A 15,845-nucleotide genomic window follows, 5' to 3' on the forward strand; every position below is an offset into this window, starting at 1 on the left:
AGGAGAAACGGAAGTTTTTGCCGGGGCTGTTTTTATTTGTTCGCTGGAGAAAGTCAGTCTTAAATTTGAAAAAAATAGGATAAATTCTTCTCCTTTTGTTCTTTTCACTTGGTTTCCGTATATTTGCGATTAGCAATCATCCCATCCTTAATTATCAATTGAATCGTATGAAATATCCCATTGGAATACAGAGCTTCGACCAGCTGATAGAAGACGGTTACGTATATGTGGACAAAACCGATTTGGTTTACCGTCTGGTGAAGGAAGGCAAGATTTATTTTCTGAGTCGTCCGCGCCGTTTCGGAAAGAGTCTGCTGGTATCCACGTTGAAAAACTATTTCCTCGGCAGGAAGGAATTGTTCAAGGGACTGAAGATGGAGGCGCTGGAGAAAGATTGGAAGGTGTATCCGGTGTTTCATATCGATTTCAATGGAGGGAACTTTACCCAAAAAGGCGTTTTGCAGCGTTGGATTGACGGGTATGTATCTTCTTGGGAGCGTGAAATAGGGATGGAGGCAGACAAAAGTCTTCCCACCGGATTGAGGTTCATCGAACTGCTGAAAACGGCCTATGAGAAGTCTGGTCTGCGTGCTGTGGTACTGGTGGATGAATACGACAAACCTATTCTCGATGTCTTGGACTATGACAAGGACCTGGAGGAGGAACATCGCAATATCCTGAAAGGGTTTTATTCCACCTTCAAGGGGGCGGATGAATACTTGCAGTTTGTCTTCCTTACCGGTGTGACGAAGTTTTCGCAGGTGAGTGTGTTCAGCGGTTTCAACCAGCCTAAAGACATCAGCATGCACGCCAAGTATGAAACACTGTGCGGTATATCGCAGGCAGAATTTGAGCATTATTTCAGGGAGTCCGTCGGGCAGATGGCAGATGATTACGGATGTGCTTTTGATGAAATGATGAATAGGCTGAAATTGCAGTATGATGGTTATCATTTCAGTGACAGAATGACGGATGTATATAACCCTTTCAGTTTGCTCAATGCGTTTGATTCCGGAAGAATTTATGATTACTGGTTCAAGAGCGGTACTCCTACCTATCTTATCCGTTTGTTGGCGCACTCAAACGAAAATATGAACGAGATTACAGGAAAGTATTATTCTCCGGAGGAATTTATCGATTACAAGGCGAATGTGGAACAGCCTTTGCCGATGATTTATCAGAGCGGCTATTTGACCATCAAGGAGTTTGATAGGGAAGAAATGACGTTCCTGCTTGATTTTCCCAACAACGAAGTGAAGCGCGGCTTCCTTACGATGGTGGCTTCCTCGTATTTTGGTGATAAAATGGAGACTGCCTCATGGATAAGGAAAGCGGCCTCACAATTGAAAAAAGGGGAACTCGATGATTTCCGTGCAGGCCTGACTTCTTTCTTGGCCAGCATTCCTTATACCATGCGCCGTAAGGAGAACGAGCGTGAAAAGGAACGGTATTTCCATTATACCTTCTATCTGATTATGCGTCTGATCAGTGTTTATACGGTTTATACGGAGAAGGTGCAGAGCCAAGGTCGGGTAGACTGCATCGTGGAAACTCCCAATTATGTGTATATCTTTGAGTTCAAGCTCGATGGTACAGCCGAAGAGGCCATGCGGCAGATAGAAGAGAAGGGTTATGCGAAAGAATATGGGGCGGATACCCGTAAACTGTATCAGATAGGAGCGGTATTCTCCTCAGAAACGGGAACAATAGAGGAGTGGATCGTCAGATGACAGACTGATCCACTTTATCTCTTTGGGTTACAGTTTGCTCAAGAAGCGTTCCCGGTCCACAATATATCGGATGTGAACGCCTTCTCCCACCAGTCCCTTGCGGTCGGAGGCACTTACCTTGAAGGTCAGTTTCCGGCCTTCAATTTCGGTGAGTTCTGCGGTGGCGGTGACTTCTTCTCCCAGACCGGAAGGTTTGAGGTGCGAGGTCTGTATCATGGCACCTACGGTGGTGGAGCCTTCCGGAAGAGCCGGTTGGACGGCATGCATGGCTGCATTTTCCATCAAAGCCACCAGGGCGGGAGTGGCAAATACTTCCATGTCGCCCGAGCCGAGCGCCAAGGCGGTGTTGGTGGAATTTACCTGTACGGTACTGCTGTATGTAAGTCCTGTTTCCATTGTTCTTTTATTTTGAAGTTATAAATTCATTTTTCTCATTGGGTTGAAAATCGGTTCCGGCAGGGCGTTGGAAGATGTGCAACCCGAATTCCGGTACCATGGCAATCAGATGGTCGAAGAGTTCGCCTTGCAGGGTTTCGTAGGGGATCCAGTCGGGCGTATTCGAAAAGCAATAGACCTCGACGGGGATGCCTTCGGTGGTAGGTTGCAACTGGCGGACCATCTGCATCAGGTCGTGGTTCACGTCGGGATGGCTACTGATGTACTTGAGGGCATATTCCCGGAATACGTGCAGGTTGACCGGTGGTTCACTACCTTCTGTGGGGGCAGTCATCCAACCTTTTTCCGTGAAACGGGCCACTTCTTCCGGGGTACAGAAATGTACGGTGGTTATATCGATGTATAGCGACCGCTTGATGCGTCGTCCGCCGCTTTCACGCATGCCCCGCCAGTTCTGGAAGGAGTCACTCACCAAGGCGTAGGGAGGGATGGTGGTGATGGTCTTGTCGAAGTTCTGTACCTTGACCGTAGTCAGTGAGACTTCCAGCACATAGCCGTCGGCCCCGTATTTGGTCATGGTAATCCAGTCGCCCGGACGCAGCATGTCGTTGGCCGAAAGCTGTACCCCGGCTACCAGTCCCAGGATACTGTCTTTGAAGATCAACATCAGCACGGCGGCTGAGGCACCGAGTCCGGTCAGGATGGCCGTAGCGTTCTGGTCAATCAGCACGCTGATAATCAGGATGACGCCAATGCCGATGGCCACCAGGTTAATCATCTGGTAGATACCTTTGAGCGGACGGTTTTTCAAGGCTTCGTGTTCGCTGGAAATTTCATACAGTGAGTCCAGGAAACATTTAATTAGCATGAGGGCGGTGATGATGAGGCAAATCAGACTGATCTTCAGTAAAATTTGAAGCAGGTAGGCTGATTGATCATTGAAGGCGAAGGGGAGCAGGATGTACCAGATAATAGGGGGAATCATCCGGCAGAAAGAAGTCATCATCTTGTCGTTAAACAGATAGTCGTCCCACGTAGCCTTGGTGCGAGCCGTGATTTTCCGTACAGCCGGCATAATCAGGTGGCGGAACACCAGAGTGGTGAGATAGGATATCAGTAAAATGGCTAAAATAAGCACCACTTGGGTAGTCCAGCTGAGATCGTTCTTTTCAATGCCGGTCTGCTGGAGAAGTTGTGCGATTTCTTGATTCAGTGTATTCATATTTGCAGTGTCTTTTTATCTTTTCCGGACTCAAAGATAAACAAGTTCTGAGAGTTTGCAAAACTTGTGTTTCTTGTTTATCTTTACCGTATGAAGTGGAATCTGATTTTTTTAGGAATTCTTCTTGGATGCTTGTGCTGTACTTGCATCCGTGAAGATGTGACGGCTGGCGAGGATATTGTGAAGAAGGGAGATTGGTTGCCCGATTTTTCGGTCGTATTGAACGACGGTTCGGTGGTGAGCCGGGAGTCGCTGGAGGGAAAAGTGGCTGTGCTGATCTTTTTTCATACGGGCTGTCCGGATTGTCAGAAAGAACTGCCGGTTATCCAGCAATTGTATGAGGAATATGCTTCCTCGCCCGAGGTCTGTATTTGTGCCATCAGTCGGGAAGAAGGGGAAGCAGAGGTGGCTTCCTATTGGCAGACTCATGCGCTGACTATCCCTTATTCGGCGCAGGAAGACCGGAAGGTTTATGCGCTTTTTTCTACGAGTGGGGTGCCTAAAGTCTATGTGTGCGGGCCAGACGGAAGGGTAGTTTCTGTCTATTCCGATAATCCCATCGCTACCTATTCTGAGTTGAAGGAAGATGTGGAGAATGCACGTATTTTTTCTTCATATCTTTTTGCGGAACAAATGGTTTCACTAAATTTGCCAACAAGAATTTACTAATACCAAAATAAGAATCTAATGAGTTTGAAAATTGTAGTATTGGCAAAACAAGTTCCCGATACACGCTGTGTGGGAAAAGATGCCATGAATGCCGACGGTACGATTAACCGTGCGGCACTTCCGGCGATTTTTAATCCGGAAGACTTGAATGCCCTGGAACAGGCACTCAGACTGAAAGACACACATCCCGGTTCTACTGTGACAATTCTGACAATGGGACCAGGCCGTGCCGCTGAAATCATTCGTGAAGGATTATACCGAGGAGCCGACAACGGTTATCTGCTGACAGACCGTGCCTTTGCCGGTGCCGATACGCTGGCTACTTCGTATGCGTTGGCAACTGCCATCCGCAAGATTGGTGCATACGACATCATCGTGGGCGGACGTCAGGCTATCGATGGAGATACGGCACAGGTAGGTCCGCAGGTGGCCGAAAAATTAGGATTGCCACAGGTAACTTATGTAGAAGAAATTGAAGAGGTAAAAGACGGACGTATCCGCGTGAAACGTCATATCGAAGGTGGTGTGGAAACCGTAGAAGCTCCGCTGCCGATTGTATTGACAGTGAACGGCAGTGCTGCTCCTTGCCGTCCGCGCAATGCGAAGCTGGTGCAGAAATACAAACGTGCACTGGGCGGTCAGGAAAAAGCTGCTCTTACTAAAGACGGGGCTGAACTGCCTTATGCTTCTTTGTATGAAAGCCGTCCTTATCTGAACATCACGGAATGGAGCGTAGCCGATGTAAACGGTGATACGAAGCAATGCGGTCTGTCGGGTTCTCCGACCAAGGTGAAGAAGATTGAAAACATCATCTTCCAGGCGAAGGAAAGCAAGACACTTACCGGCAGCGATGCAGACGTAGAGAATTTGATTGTTGAACTGTTGGCTAACCATACTATCGGATAAAGACTATGAATAACGTATTTGTATATTGTGAGATGGAAGGTGCCCATGTGGCCGATGTCAGTCTCGAACTTTTAACCAAAGGTCGTAAGTTGGCTAACCAGCTGGGATGCCAGTTGGAAACGATTTGTGCCGGCAGTGGCCTTGCAGATGTAGAAAAACAAGTTTTGCCATACGGAGTAGACCGCGTGCATGTGTTCGACGCTCCGGGCTTGTTCCCTTATACTTCACTTCCTCATACTTCTATTCTTGTCAACTTGTTCAAGGAAGAAAAACCGCAGATTTGCCTGATGGGTGCGACAGTCATCGGTCGTGACCTGGGTCCGCGTGTGTCTTCAGCCTTGACAAGCGGTCTGACTGCCGACTGTACGCAGTTGGAAATCGGTAACCACGAAGACAAGAAGAACGGTATCACTTACGAAAACCTGTTGTATCAGATTCGTCCGGCTTTCGGAGGTAACATTGTGGCTACCATCGTCAATCCGGAACATCGTCCGCAGATGGCTACCGTACGTGAGGGTGTGATGAAGAAAGAAATCGTAGATGCCAACTATCAGGGTGAAGTGATTCGTCACGACGTAGCGAAGTACGTGCCCGAAACAGATTATGTGGTGAAGGTTATCGACCGTCACGTGGAAAAAGCGAAACATAATCTGAAAGGAGCGCCTATCGTGGTAGCCGGTGGTTACGGTATGGGCAGCAAGGAAGGTTTTGATATGCTGTTCGAACTGGCCAAGGAACTTCATGCAGAAGTAGGAGCCAGCCGTGCGGCGGTAGATGCCGGTTTCTGTGAACACGACCGTCAGATTGGTCAGACAGGGGTAACGGTACATCCGAAATTGTATATCGCGTGCGGTATTTCCGGACAGATTCAGCACATCGCCGGTATGCAGGATGCAGGTATCATCATCTCTGTGAACAGCGACCCGAATGCGCCAATCAACACCATCGCCGACTATGTTATCAACGGTACGGTAGAAGAAGTAATCCCGAAAATGATTAAGTATTACAAAAAGAACAGTAAATAATGGCAAACTTTTATACAGAACATCCGGAACTCAAGTTTCACTTGAACAATCCGATGATGGAGCGTATCTGTCAGTTGAAAGAACGCGATTACAGAGATAAAGACGAGTACGATTATGCGCCGCAGGATTATGCGGATGCCATCGACTCTTACGATAAAGTGTTGGAAATTACCGGTGAAATCACGGGTGAGGTGATTGCACCCAATGCCGAAGGAGTAGACCAGGAAGGTCCGCATCATGCCAATGGCCGTGTGGAATATGCTTCGGGTACAAAGGCTAACCTGGAGGCTATGGTAGAAGCTGGATTGAACGGAATGACCATGCCGCGCCGTTTCGGTGGTTTGAACTTCCCGATTACACCGTACACCATGTGCGCGGAAATCGTGGCACAGGCCGATGCCGGTTTCGGTAACATCTGGTCTTTGCAGGACTGTATCGAAACTTTGTATGAGTTTGGTAACGAAGACCAGCACAGCCGTTTCATTCCGCGTATCTGTGCGGGCGAAACCATGTCTATGGACTTGACTGAACCGGATGCAGGTTCCGACTTGCAGAGCGTGATGTTGAAGGCTACCTACGATGAGGCTAACAACTGCTGGCGTCTGAACGGAGTGAAACGTTTCATCACGAACGGTGATGCCAATATTCACTTGGTACTGGCTCGTTCGGAAGAAGGAACTCACGACGGTCGTGGTTTGTCTATGTTCATCTACGACAAGAACGATGGCGGAGTAGACGTACGTCGTATTGAAAACAAGCTGGGTATCCATGGTTCTCCGACTTGTGAACTGGTGTACAAGAATGCGAAGGCTGAACTTTGCGGCGACCGCAAGCTCGGTTTGATTAAATACGTCATGGCATTGATGAACGGTGCCCGTCTGGGTATCGCAGCTCAGTCAGTAGGTTTGAGCCAGGCTGCCTACGATGAGGCGTTGGCATACGCAAAAGACCGTAAGCAGTTCGGTAAGGCGATTATCGAATTCCCGGCAGTGTACGACATGCTGGCTACTATCAAGGCAAAACTGGATGCCGGTCGTGCGTTGTTGTACCAGACTTCCCGTTATGTGGATATTTACAAGGCCTTGGACGACATTGCTCGCGAACGAAAGCTGACTCCGGAAGAACGCCAGGAACAGAAACGTTATGCGAAACTGGCCGACAGCTTTACACCGCTGGCAAAAGGTATGAACTCTGAATATGCCAACCAGAATGCTTACGACTGTATTCAGGTACATGGCGGTTCCGGCTTCATGATGGAATATGCGTGCCAGCGTATCTACCGTGATGCCCGTATCACCAGCATCTACGAAGGTACCACTCAGTTGCAGACGGTTGCTGCCATCCGTTATGTGACCAACGGTTCGTATGCGGCTACTTTGCATGAATTTGAAACGGTACCTTGTGCGCCGGAATATGAAGGTTACATGAACCGTATCAAGGACATGACCCGTAAGCTGGAAGCTTGCACCAATGCAGTGAAGGAAGCACAGAACCAGGAACTGCTGGATTTCGTGGCCCGTCGTTTGTATGAAATGGCAGCTGTCTGCGTGATGAGTCACTTGCTGTTGCAGGATGCCACCAAGGCTCCTGAAATGTTCGGTAAGTCATTGAATGTGTATGTGAACTATGCAGAGGCTGAAGTGGAAAAACATTTCAACTTTATCCGCAAGTTCCAGGCTGAAGAACTGACCAGCTACCGGCAATAAGATTTCTGATTGAGATATAAAAAGGCGAATTTCTTTCGAAAGAAGTTCGCCTTTTTTATATGGTACAGTCTTTAAAGCGTTTTATGCATTTTCTTGTGTAGCCATCGGTTGAAGAAGAACAATAGACAGAGCGCACAGAATGTGGGCAAATAGAATAGGAGTGTATGAGAGTCTGGAAGTATTTCCTTGCAGGTTTGCCAATAACTGATGAAAGCTGCTCCGTATTTCCATATAAAAAGTCCGATGCAACTTCCTCCGCTGAGTATGGCGAAGATAAGGAAGAGGATGAACATTCTTTTCTCCTGCCGTTTTTCGCGTAAGATATTTTCCTCTTGTATCTTTTGCATCATGCGGTAACTGAAATTGCTGGGCAGTTTGTAACGAGGCTGCCTCTTTATGGCTTCCTGAAGTCCTTTATCTGTCGTTCTCATGATTTAAATCTCCTCTTTCATTAAAGTACATAGCTTTTTTCGAATGCGGTGCAATCTTACTTTTACATTGCTTTCTGTCAGGTGAAATATGTAGGCTATTTCTTCTATGGTTTTTTCTTCTTCATAGAACAGAGTGACCAGTGCCTGCTCATCGGGTTTGAGCTGGGTGAGTGCCTGCTGTAGTTTCTGAATCTGCACTTCGTTTTCGGTGTCCAGCTCCTCATCAACTTCTTTATCTGAAAGACTGTTCCACATTCGGTCGTCGAATGAAAGCTGTTCTTTATCTTTTTTCCGGAGTGCGGAGGTCGCTTCATTGTAGGCAATGCGGTAAATCCAGGTAGAGAAACTGCTGTCTCCATGAAACGAGGAAAGGTGGGTGAAGGCTTTCATAAAACAGTCTTGTGTCAGTTCTTCGGCATCTTCCGGTGAGCCTACCATGCGGACTATCAGGTGGAAAACCTGTGGTCCGTAGGTGTCGAGAAAATAGGCGAACTGTTCGGTTCGTCCGCTCAGGATAGATGCGATGATATGTAGTTCCTCGTGATTCATGATGCCCTTTAGACGCAGAGCAAAGTAAAAGGTTACACTGAAATTAGAAAAATATTTTTCTCGGTAAAAGTGTAACCTTTCTGTGTGGGTTGCGTCTAAAGGGCAAAGTAACAAATTAAAAACCGAATAAAATGGAAGAATTGATGATTGTGGCCAATGTGGCAATTGTTTTTGGAGTGATTTATAAATTGTTTGAACTGTTTGTCTGTCGAAGAGAGCGGATGATGCTGATTGAAAAGATGGGCGACAAACTGACGCCAGAAACCTTTAAGAATGGTATTATGTATCGTCCCAGCTTGTATTCGTTTGGAGGACTGCGTATAGGATGCTTGCTGCTTGGATTGGGGGCAGGACTTTTGGTAGGATACGTGTTGACATGTACCACCCAACCGGATTACTTGTCTGATAATTACCCTTATACCGTAAAAGAGGCCGTTTCTATAATTTACGGAGCGTGCGTTCTGTTGGGAGGCGGTTTAGGTCTGGTCATCTCTTATTTGATTGAAAAAAAGCAGCTGGACAAGGAAAAATAAAAATTCATTTTACTTTCAGACAAAGCGGTTTGATGCAGGATTGAGGTATCAAATCGCTTTTTTTATGGCGTGATTTACCTTAAAGATGTGCATTTATTCTTTATTTATCCAAACAGATGTAACATATAAAGGTATTCGTCGTAACTTTACAGAGAGGTTAAAATGGAGGTTTTGGGTTATGAAATGGAATTACATAGCAGGAGTGGTATGTGCTTTCATGCTGTTTGCGGGTCAGGTACATGCACAAGTGGAAGGAACGGATTCGCTTCGGATGGTGATGTACCATGACGGTGAGAATGAGTTAAAGGAGATGATAATCTGTCCGCCCGTATTTTGTTCCTTGCCCGACGGAAAGCGCGTGAAGATGAAAATCTGTAACAACGGAGAAGAAACGGTGCGGAAAGTCTCTTTTTGTTTATTCTATAAGAAGAAAAGGGTTTGTAGGGTTCGTCTGCCGCATATGCAGAAAGGAGAAACCTATGAGTTTGCGGTGAATATCCACGAAAGACTGTCGCGGAAAGACCGGGAGAATCTGGAGTTTGAGTTGAAAAAAGGCCGATGCTACCGAATGTACAAGCTTCCGTCTTATTAGAGGGAGGATGTCTCTGCACTTTTTAGCTTTGCTTCTTTACTTGTTAAGAGATTTAATCAAAGAGGAGGAGGTTGTTAATGTATGTTGTAAAACATTCTTTTTTAGCTTCAGGCTTTGCTATTCCAAATAAAATAAATACTTTTGCACTGTGTTTTTCATAGTATTAGATTTAAGGTTAACAAAAGGTTGGAGTTCAGCGGAACTCCTTTTTTTATGTCCGTACGTCTGGGCCTGAAAAAAGGCCATTTCCATGGGTGATGGAAACAGCCTTTTCAAAGTAATTCACTATTGTTTTTCTGATTGATTTTATTCTGATTTCAAGCAGTCTACCGGATTGCTGGTGGCTGTCCGATAATTCTGTATCGTAATGGTGACCAAGGTGATGGCGCTGATAAGCAGGCAGGTACAGAGGAAGACCCAAGGCGAGATGGGAATCCGTTCATTGAACTGCTTCAGCCATTCTGAGACGGCATACCAGGCGATAGGACTGGCGATGAGGGAACATACCACTGAGAGAATCAGATAGGAACGTCCGAACATCCAGAGGATTTGCTGGATGGAGGCTCCGTAGACCTTGCGCACGCCAATTTCCTTCTGCCGGTGTTCAGCCTCGAATATAATCAAGCCGAATACGCCTACCAAGGAAATGAGAATGGCCAGCAGACTGAACCAGGTTATGATTTTTTGCTGGTCGGTTTCTTTCTGATACAGTTGTCCGTAGACCTGGTCATAGAACTTCACTTCGGTGGGATAACCGGTGAAGCAGTCGCTGATGGTCTTGCGGATGTGTTTCAGGGCGGTATCCATGTCGCTCCCGGCTTTTACGCGGATATAGGCAAACGGCAAGACTTGGTTGCTGTAGGTACCGTTGGGACAGAATACGTAAGGCACGGGATTCATCTTTAATGAAGTAAACTGCACGTTGTTCACATACCCTTTGAGAAGGGCTTTCATTCCCCACGGGAAAAAGTCGAGTGTCTCTCCTGCCGGAATCCCGCTTTCTTGCTGCAAGTCTTGTGTGGCGATGAAGTTCAGCTGGGAGGTGTAAATGGAATCGCTGGGCAGGAAGTCACTTCCCGACAGGATGTGCATGCCCATGACGCGGCAGAAATTGGGAGTGACGTCAATATACTGATGCCCATATTGATTCCCTTTGTAGGTGAAAGAATATTGCGTGTATCCTTCGCTGGCCCCCAGTTCCCATTTGGCGTAGGCGATGTCGTCGATTTCCGCAAAACTCTTCAGCTGGCTGTCGAACTTACGGTACGGACTGCTGTGGAAAGGCTGTTGGGGGAGGGAAGCTACCAGTATCTGGTCTTTGTCGATGCCTAGGTCATGGTTGCGCATGAAGCGGTTTTGCAGGAAGATGAAAGCGGCAGTAGTAATCAGGGCGAACGAAACGATGTACTGGAAGCCGATGAGTATTGTACGCAACCGTTGTCCTTTTCCACTCAGGGCGTAGTTGCCTTTCAGCACGAGGGCAGGCGGGAAGGAGGTCATGTACCACGCCGGATACAGTCCTGCCACGATGCCGGTGAGCAGGGCTATCAGGCCCGTGTAGACCACGTATTTCCAGTAGACAAGCAGGGAGGGCGTAAAGCCCATGAAGGATAGCACGTTCAAGTGAATCAGGGCGGCCACGATGCACAATGACAGCAACCAGCTGACCAGTACGATGACGACCGATTCGAGGGTCAAGGCACGGCGCAGTTCTCCGTTGGTACTTCCCAGCACTTTCTGGGTGTTGATGCTGCGCATGCGCATCGGAGCCAGTGCCGTACTGAAATTGATGAGGTTGATGCATGCAATGAGGATAATCAGGAAGCCGATGCTTACCAGTAAGGTCATGGTGCTGCGGCTGCCCGTCTTGAAATAGTAGGGGGAATACATGTCATAATACAGTTTCTGTATCGGGAAGACATAGAGTTTCTGTGTACCTGGATCTCCTGTGAACAGTCGTTCGTCGACCCCTGTAGCCGTAATCTGTTGGTTGACTTCTTCTACGCTGACGCCCGGCTTCAGCAGAAAGAACGCATAGAAGTTCTGGCTGCCCCAGTCGTTCTCCTGCAGCTTTCCCATCGGTACGAAAAGGTCGTTCTTGAACTGGCAGTTCTCGGGGAGGTCTTCAAAAATACCGCATATCCGGAACTTCGTGGCTTCCGGACTTCGCCAGTCTGGGGTGTCTGCATACAGATAGGAGCCCAAGGCATTTCCTTTGGGGAACAGCTTGCGGGCATAGCTCTCGGAGATAATGACACTTTCCGGCTGGTTCATCTCCTGGTCGCTGCCTTCCACGAACTTCAGTCCGATGATTTTGCCGAAGTCCGGATATACGGCCCATGGTTCCTCGTAGAAATATTGCGGATTCTTGGGGTCGGTGTAGAAAGCCTGCTTGGACCAGGCAGGGGAATAGATGGTACCGTATTCGATGCCGGGCACTTGCTGGATGAGGTAGTCGATAGGACCTCGGGGAAGGATACTGACATGATTGCTTCCTTTGGCTTCTGACAGGTTCAGCATGACCAAGCGGTCGGCATGGGGATAGCAGGTATCGAAATTGCGCTCGTAGCTCACCTTCATCATGAGTAGGACAAAGGCGGCAAAGGCGGCCGAAAGTCCCAGGAGGTTCAGCACGGAGGCGGTCCGGAAGCGCTTCAGGGTGTAAAATAGGTTTCGTAAAATGGTTCTCATATCGTTGTTATTTTATGTTTTGGGTTTGATAGATATTATTCAGTCTTCAGGTTGCATACCGGATTTTCCCGTACTGCCTTTCGGCTGATGAGCCAGACGGAGGCCAGGGAGATGAGGCTCACAATCAGGAAGGCGGCAATCGGTACCCACCAGGGAAAACTGCTCTCGTAGGTTACAATCTTGTCTATCTGGCAGATTCCCATATACATCAGCGGGAGCGCAATTAGCAGACTGATAACGAGCGAGATGAAAGAGAATTTCATCAGTTGCAGCATCTCGTGGCGGCTGTCGGAACCGAATACTTTGCGGATGGCAATGTCGCGTTTCCGCTGGGCGATGAAATAGATGCTCATGGCAGTCAGTCCCAGCAGGGAGATGACCAGTGCTGCACAGGTGAAGATGCGGATCAACTGGCTCATGCGGGTAATATTCTCATAGATGTCCTGCATCAGGGTGTCATACCATTCCGATTCAAACGGGTATCCGTCTATGATTTTGGAATAGAGCTGGTCGAGTTGCTTTTTATATACATCAGGTTGGTCGTCAAGTACTTCTACCAGAATGTTCCAAGGGCTGATGCTGTCGGCAGGAGCAATCTGCATGCGCAGCGGATGAGGGTCTTTTTCCAGCAGAGAGCGGACTTGAAAATCCTTGAATTCGCCGGTGATGTTCCAGGAATAGTTCCCGTCACTGCTGTGGACATGGTCGGTAAATCCCAGTTGTTTTAGCCTTTTCATGGCCGATTGGCTCACCAGATAATTGTGCGTATCAAATCCGGCATGACGGTCGTCCGTGATTTGGATGTGAAACATGTCGATAAAGGCAGAGTCAACGATAAAACTCTGGAAGCTCAGTACTTCTGTACTGTCGGCAGAGTTAAAGTTCATCGTGTCGTTGTTGCCTCCGTCCAAGGGGGTACCCTTTGAAAAACTGACGTGCTTCACAAAAGGAAGTTTCTGGGCTTCGTGGCGGAAGAGTTGCAGCTTCTGGTCGCTGGCCATAGGAGGGTAGTAAATGACGTGTCCGTATTCATATCCTAATGGGGCGTGCAGGATGCGGTAAATCTGTACAGTCAGATAGAGGGCACATCCCAACATGGCGATGGTCAGTCCGTTTTGCACGATGTTCAGCAAGCGGAGATATAACGTCTTGGTCTTCCGGCGGAAGGTACCTTTCACGATGTCCAGCGGATGGTAGTGCGACAGCATCGTGGCGGGTACGAAACCGGAAAGCAGGGAAAGTACGACAATCAGCAGCAGATAGCAGGATACGGTGACGGGATTTAACCCTCCTACAATATCGAGCCGTGTGTGAAGCAAGTCCATGGCGGTCGGTTCTGCGGCTTTGGCGAGCAAGAACCCCACTAGGAAAGCGAAGGTGGTCATCAGGAACGACTCGGCAATCATGCGCCAGAAAATATTCTTCCTGGAAGAACCTAACAGGCGGCGGGTAGCCATTTCCTTTGCCCGGTAGCTGGTCTGAGCCACACTCATACTGATGTAGTTGAAGGTGGCCATGCACAGAATCAAGATGCTGATGGTCAGGAAAATGAGTACCAGTTTCCGGCTGTACTGGTTAAGGGTTGCTCCGGCAGCAGAAATATCGGAGAAATAAAAATCGTGCACAGGAATAAAGCGTACTTCTTTGAGAATGTCAAATTGGTAAACCCAGAAGAATTCCTTGAAGAAGCGGGCAATGTCACCGGCCTTGTTGTTGGGATTGACACCCGGATGGAAACGCAGGAAGAAGATGCAGCTGGCGGCGTTACCTAACTCAGTATTTTCTTCACTGGCACTCCATTGGACGTATCGTATGTTTTTATGCGGGCTGAATGCTTCAATGTTGGAAGGAAAGATGGAGTTATCAATGTCTTCGATGATACCGCTTACTGTACATTTCTGGTTGTCGAATGCCTGTTCTGTGAGGGTTTTACCCAGCGCATGCTCTGTACCGAACAGCTTGATGGCGCAGGAACGTGTCAGCACGATGTTATTTTCATTGCTCAGTAAGGTCTCGGGATTCCCTTCCAGCAGATGGAAATTAAAGAACCGGAAGAAATTTTCGCGGACAAACATTATTTGTATATTCACGGGCTTGTCATTGGTTTTGACAAACTGTTCGTAGGAACCGCTCACGGCGCACCAGTCTTCTATTTCCGGATAACGGCTTTGTAGTTTGTCGCCCAGCAGGATATGACCTCCTGCCCATATTTCGCTGGCCAGTACGTAAGTGTGGTCTGCGTCTTTCATGTCTTTGTCTACAGTGAGTTGTCGGGTTACCATGTGGCTGATCAGCAGGAAGAACATCAGGGAGATGCTCAATCCGATGACGTTGACAAAAGTGAAGAGTTTGTTGCGTTGTAAGAATGTAAGGTAAGTTTTCATGCGCTATGGTTATATTTTTGTTTGTTGTCATTCTTGATACAATTTCCGTGCCATTATCGCAAGTAGCTGATTGATAGAATTATGATGATTTTGCGATGAAGAAGGAGTGTCTAATTTTTTGACAATGAGTGTATGATTTTTAGACAACCGTAAGTCTTATTTCAAGAGTATAATATCCCGCATCGTGGAGTGTTGCACTTTTTCAGTTTTAATCCTTGTTCTGTTAATGGATTTTATCGGGCCATGTCAGATGGTTAATATGTGTTGTAAAACATGATTTTCCAGTGGTTTCTTTTGTGGTTTCAACCGGAATGTTTACTTTTGCACTGTGTTTTTCATAGTATTAGATTTAAGGTTAACAAAGGTTGGAGTTCAGCGGAACTCCTTTTTTTATGTCCTTATGTGAGGTTTCCTTTTTCCTGATTGCTGAGTCGTTGTTTTATTTGTTCGTTTTTCTGTAAGTTTTCCTTCAAGCTGTTTCTTCAGTTTTTCCTGTAAGCACCTACTTATTTTTCCTTGTAAGCACCCCATTTGTTTTTCAAACTCTTCGTTTTTCCTCCTTCAAGCGTTCCGTATTGAAGAAATGCCGGTGAGATAATCCTTTGTTATAGTTATGATTTCTATGTTTCCGGCATGAGAAACGTATGTTTTCCTTTCGGGAAACGTACGTTTTCCAGGGCGGAAACCTACGTTTTCCGAGAGGAAAACATAGAAAATGCCGGGAGTCTCTAGAAAAAATGTGCTGGCGGTGCGAGTTTTTCAGGTCGTTATTTGTCATGCCGCCTGCGAAAATCACGGATTTTATGGCGGACTGGTGACTCCGTTTCCTGCGTTTTCGGGCGTTTTTCCGGTTTATAGCCTTCGTGCAGGAAAGTTTCGTGCAGGATTTTTCCGTGTTTCCGCTGTTTTTTATACCGGTTCGGCGTGCATCTTTGCCTTTCCCTTTTACACATGCGCCCATGTGCGCGTATACACGCCCGCGCGAAATACATAATGTAGTGCCTTTTCCGT

Annotated in this window: 13 protein-coding genes; 7 read left to right on the forward strand and 6 right to left on the reverse strand. The window is 47.3% G+C overall.

The window, feature by feature from the left end; genetic code table 11:
* Nucleotides 1–167: 167 nt before the first annotated feature.
* Nucleotides 168–1,730, forward strand: coding sequence for an ATP-binding protein (locus RDP42_RS03955; protein WP_308762620.1), 1,563 nt, complete (start codon nucleotides 168–170; stop codon nucleotides 1,728–1,730).
* 27 nt (nucleotides 1,731–1,757) lie between these two features.
* Here RDP42_RS03955 and RDP42_RS03960 read toward each other — a convergent pair whose 3' ends face one another.
* Entirely contained in the window at nucleotides 1,758–2,126 is a 369-nt protein-coding gene (locus RDP42_RS03960; protein WP_308762621.1) for a thioesterase family protein, read from the reverse strand.
* A gap of 7 nt (nucleotides 2,127–2,133) precedes the next feature.
* Nucleotides 2,134–3,348 (reverse strand): mechanosensitive ion channel domain-containing protein, encoded by a 1,215-nt coding sequence (locus RDP42_RS03965; RefSeq protein ID WP_308762622.1) that lies wholly within the window; start codon nucleotides 3,346–3,348, stop codon nucleotides 2,134–2,136.
* Between the two features lie 90 nt (nucleotides 3,349–3,438).
* Between RDP42_RS03965 and RDP42_RS03970 the strand changes: the two genes are divergently transcribed.
* From RDP42_RS03970 to RDP42_RS03985, 4 genes are read left to right on the forward strand one after another with little or no spacing between them, the layout of a single operon-like run.
* Nucleotides 3,439–4,017, forward strand: a complete 579-nt coding sequence (locus RDP42_RS03970) for a TlpA disulfide reductase family protein (protein ID WP_308762623.1) — start codon at nucleotides 3,439–3,441, stop codon at nucleotides 4,015–4,017.
* Between the two features lie 18 nt (nucleotides 4,018–4,035).
* Nucleotides 4,036–4,923 carry an electron transfer flavoprotein subunit beta/FixA family protein gene (locus RDP42_RS03975; RefSeq protein WP_308762624.1) on the forward strand — a complete coding sequence of 296 codons (888 nt, stop codon included), beginning with the start codon at nucleotides 4,036–4,038 and terminating at the stop codon, nucleotides 4,921–4,923.
* A 5-nt stretch (nucleotides 4,924–4,928) separates the two neighbouring features.
* Nucleotides 4,929–5,948 carry an electron transfer flavoprotein subunit alpha/FixB family protein gene (locus RDP42_RS03980; RefSeq protein WP_118431935.1) on the forward strand — a complete coding sequence of 340 codons (1,020 nt, stop codon included), beginning with the start codon at nucleotides 4,929–4,931 and terminating at the stop codon, nucleotides 5,946–5,948.
* The gene (locus RDP42_RS03985) at nucleotides 5,948–7,654 is read left to right on the forward strand and encodes an Acyl-CoA dehydrogenase C-terminal domain-containing protein (protein ID WP_308762625.1); all 1,707 of its coding nucleotides are present in this window, start codon (nucleotides 5,948–5,950) and stop codon (nucleotides 7,652–7,654) included. The genes RDP42_RS03980 and RDP42_RS03985 overlap by 1 nt, the downstream gene beginning before the upstream one ends.
* Before the next feature lie 71 nt (nucleotides 7,655–7,725).
* Here RDP42_RS03985 and RDP42_RS03990 read toward each other — a convergent pair whose 3' ends face one another.
* Nucleotides 7,726–8,085, reverse strand: a complete 360-nt coding sequence (locus RDP42_RS03990) for a hypothetical protein (RefSeq protein ID WP_308762626.1) — start codon at nucleotides 8,083–8,085, stop codon at nucleotides 7,726–7,728.
* A gap of 3 nt (nucleotides 8,086–8,088) precedes the next feature.
* Nucleotides 8,089–8,634, reverse strand: a complete 546-nt coding sequence (locus RDP42_RS03995; protein ID WP_308762627.1) for a sigma-70 family RNA polymerase sigma factor — start codon at nucleotides 8,632–8,634, stop codon at nucleotides 8,089–8,091.
* 131 nt (nucleotides 8,635–8,765) lie between these two features.
* Here RDP42_RS03995 and RDP42_RS04000 point away from each other — a divergent pair, with 131 nt between their 5' ends.
* On the forward strand, nucleotides 8,766–9,167 hold the full coding sequence (locus tag RDP42_RS04000) for a DUF6249 domain-containing protein (protein ID WP_177865535.1): 402 nt from the start codon (nucleotides 8,766–8,768) through the stop codon (nucleotides 9,165–9,167).
* 178 nt (nucleotides 9,168–9,345) lie between these two features.
* Nucleotides 9,346–9,759: a hypothetical protein gene (locus RDP42_RS04005; RefSeq protein WP_308762628.1), complete on the forward strand. Its 414-nt coding sequence runs from the start codon at nucleotides 9,346–9,348 to the stop codon at nucleotides 9,757–9,759.
* 306 nt (nucleotides 9,760–10,065) lie between these two features.
* Here RDP42_RS04005 and RDP42_RS04010 read toward each other — a convergent pair whose 3' ends face one another.
* Nucleotides 10,066–12,450, reverse strand: a complete 2,385-nt coding sequence (locus RDP42_RS04010; protein WP_308762629.1) for an FtsX-like permease family protein — start codon at nucleotides 12,448–12,450, stop codon at nucleotides 10,066–10,068.
* 35 nt (nucleotides 12,451–12,485) lie between these two features.
* On the reverse strand, nucleotides 12,486–14,834 hold the full coding sequence (locus RDP42_RS04015; protein ID WP_308762630.1) for an FtsX-like permease family protein: 2,349 nt from the start codon (nucleotides 14,832–14,834) through the stop codon (nucleotides 12,486–12,488).
* Nucleotides 14,835–15,845: the final 1,011 nt, after the last annotated feature.

It is taken from the genome of uncultured Bacteroides sp., assembly GCF_902472605.1.
Taxonomy (GTDB): domain Bacteria; phylum Bacteroidota; class Bacteroidia; order Bacteroidales; family Bacteroidaceae; genus Phocaeicola.

Bases quoted from the DNA above. Each gene is read 5' to 3' on its own strand.
- RDP42_RS03980 (WP_118431935.1), top strand. From the start codon at position 4,929: ATGAATAACGTATTTGTATATTGTGAGATGGAAGGTGCCCATGTGGCC.
- RDP42_RS03960 (WP_308762621.1), bottom strand. From the start codon at position 2,126: ATGGAAACAGGACTTACATACAGCAGTACCGTACAGGTAAATTCCACC.
- RDP42_RS03990 (WP_308762626.1), bottom strand. From the start codon at position 8,085: ATGAGAACGACAGATAAAGGACTTCAGGAAGCCATAAAGAGGCAGCCT.
- RDP42_RS03985 (WP_308762625.1), top strand. From the start codon at position 5,948: ATGGCAAACTTTTATACAGAACATCCGGAACTCAAGTTTCACTTGAAC.
- RDP42_RS03970 (WP_308762623.1), top strand. From the start codon at position 3,439: ATGAAGTGGAATCTGATTTTTTTAGGAATTCTTCTTGGATGCTTGTGC.
- RDP42_RS04000 (WP_177865535.1), top strand. From the start codon at position 8,766: ATGGAAGAATTGATGATTGTGGCCAATGTGGCAATTGTTTTTGGAGTG.
- RDP42_RS03955 (WP_308762620.1), top strand. From the start codon at position 168: ATGAAATATCCCATTGGAATACAGAGCTTCGACCAGCTGATAGAAGAC.
- RDP42_RS04005 (WP_308762628.1), top strand. From the start codon at position 9,346: ATGAAATGGAATTACATAGCAGGAGTGGTATGTGCTTTCATGCTGTTT.
- RDP42_RS04015 (WP_308762630.1), bottom strand. From the start codon at position 14,834: ATGAAAACTTACCTTACATTCTTACAACGCAACAAACTCTTCACTTTT.
- RDP42_RS03975 (WP_308762624.1), top strand. From the start codon at position 4,036: ATGAGTTTGAAAATTGTAGTATTGGCAAAACAAGTTCCCGATACACGC.
- RDP42_RS03995 (WP_308762627.1), bottom strand. From the start codon at position 8,634: ATGAATCACGAGGAACTACATATCATCGCATCTATCCTGAGCGGACGA.
- RDP42_RS04010 (WP_308762629.1), bottom strand. From the start codon at position 12,450: ATGAGAACCATTTTACGAAACCTATTTTACACCCTGAAGCGCTTCCGG.
- RDP42_RS03965 (WP_308762622.1), bottom strand. From the start codon at position 3,348: ATGAATACACTGAATCAAGAAATCGCACAACTTCTCCAGCAGACCGGC.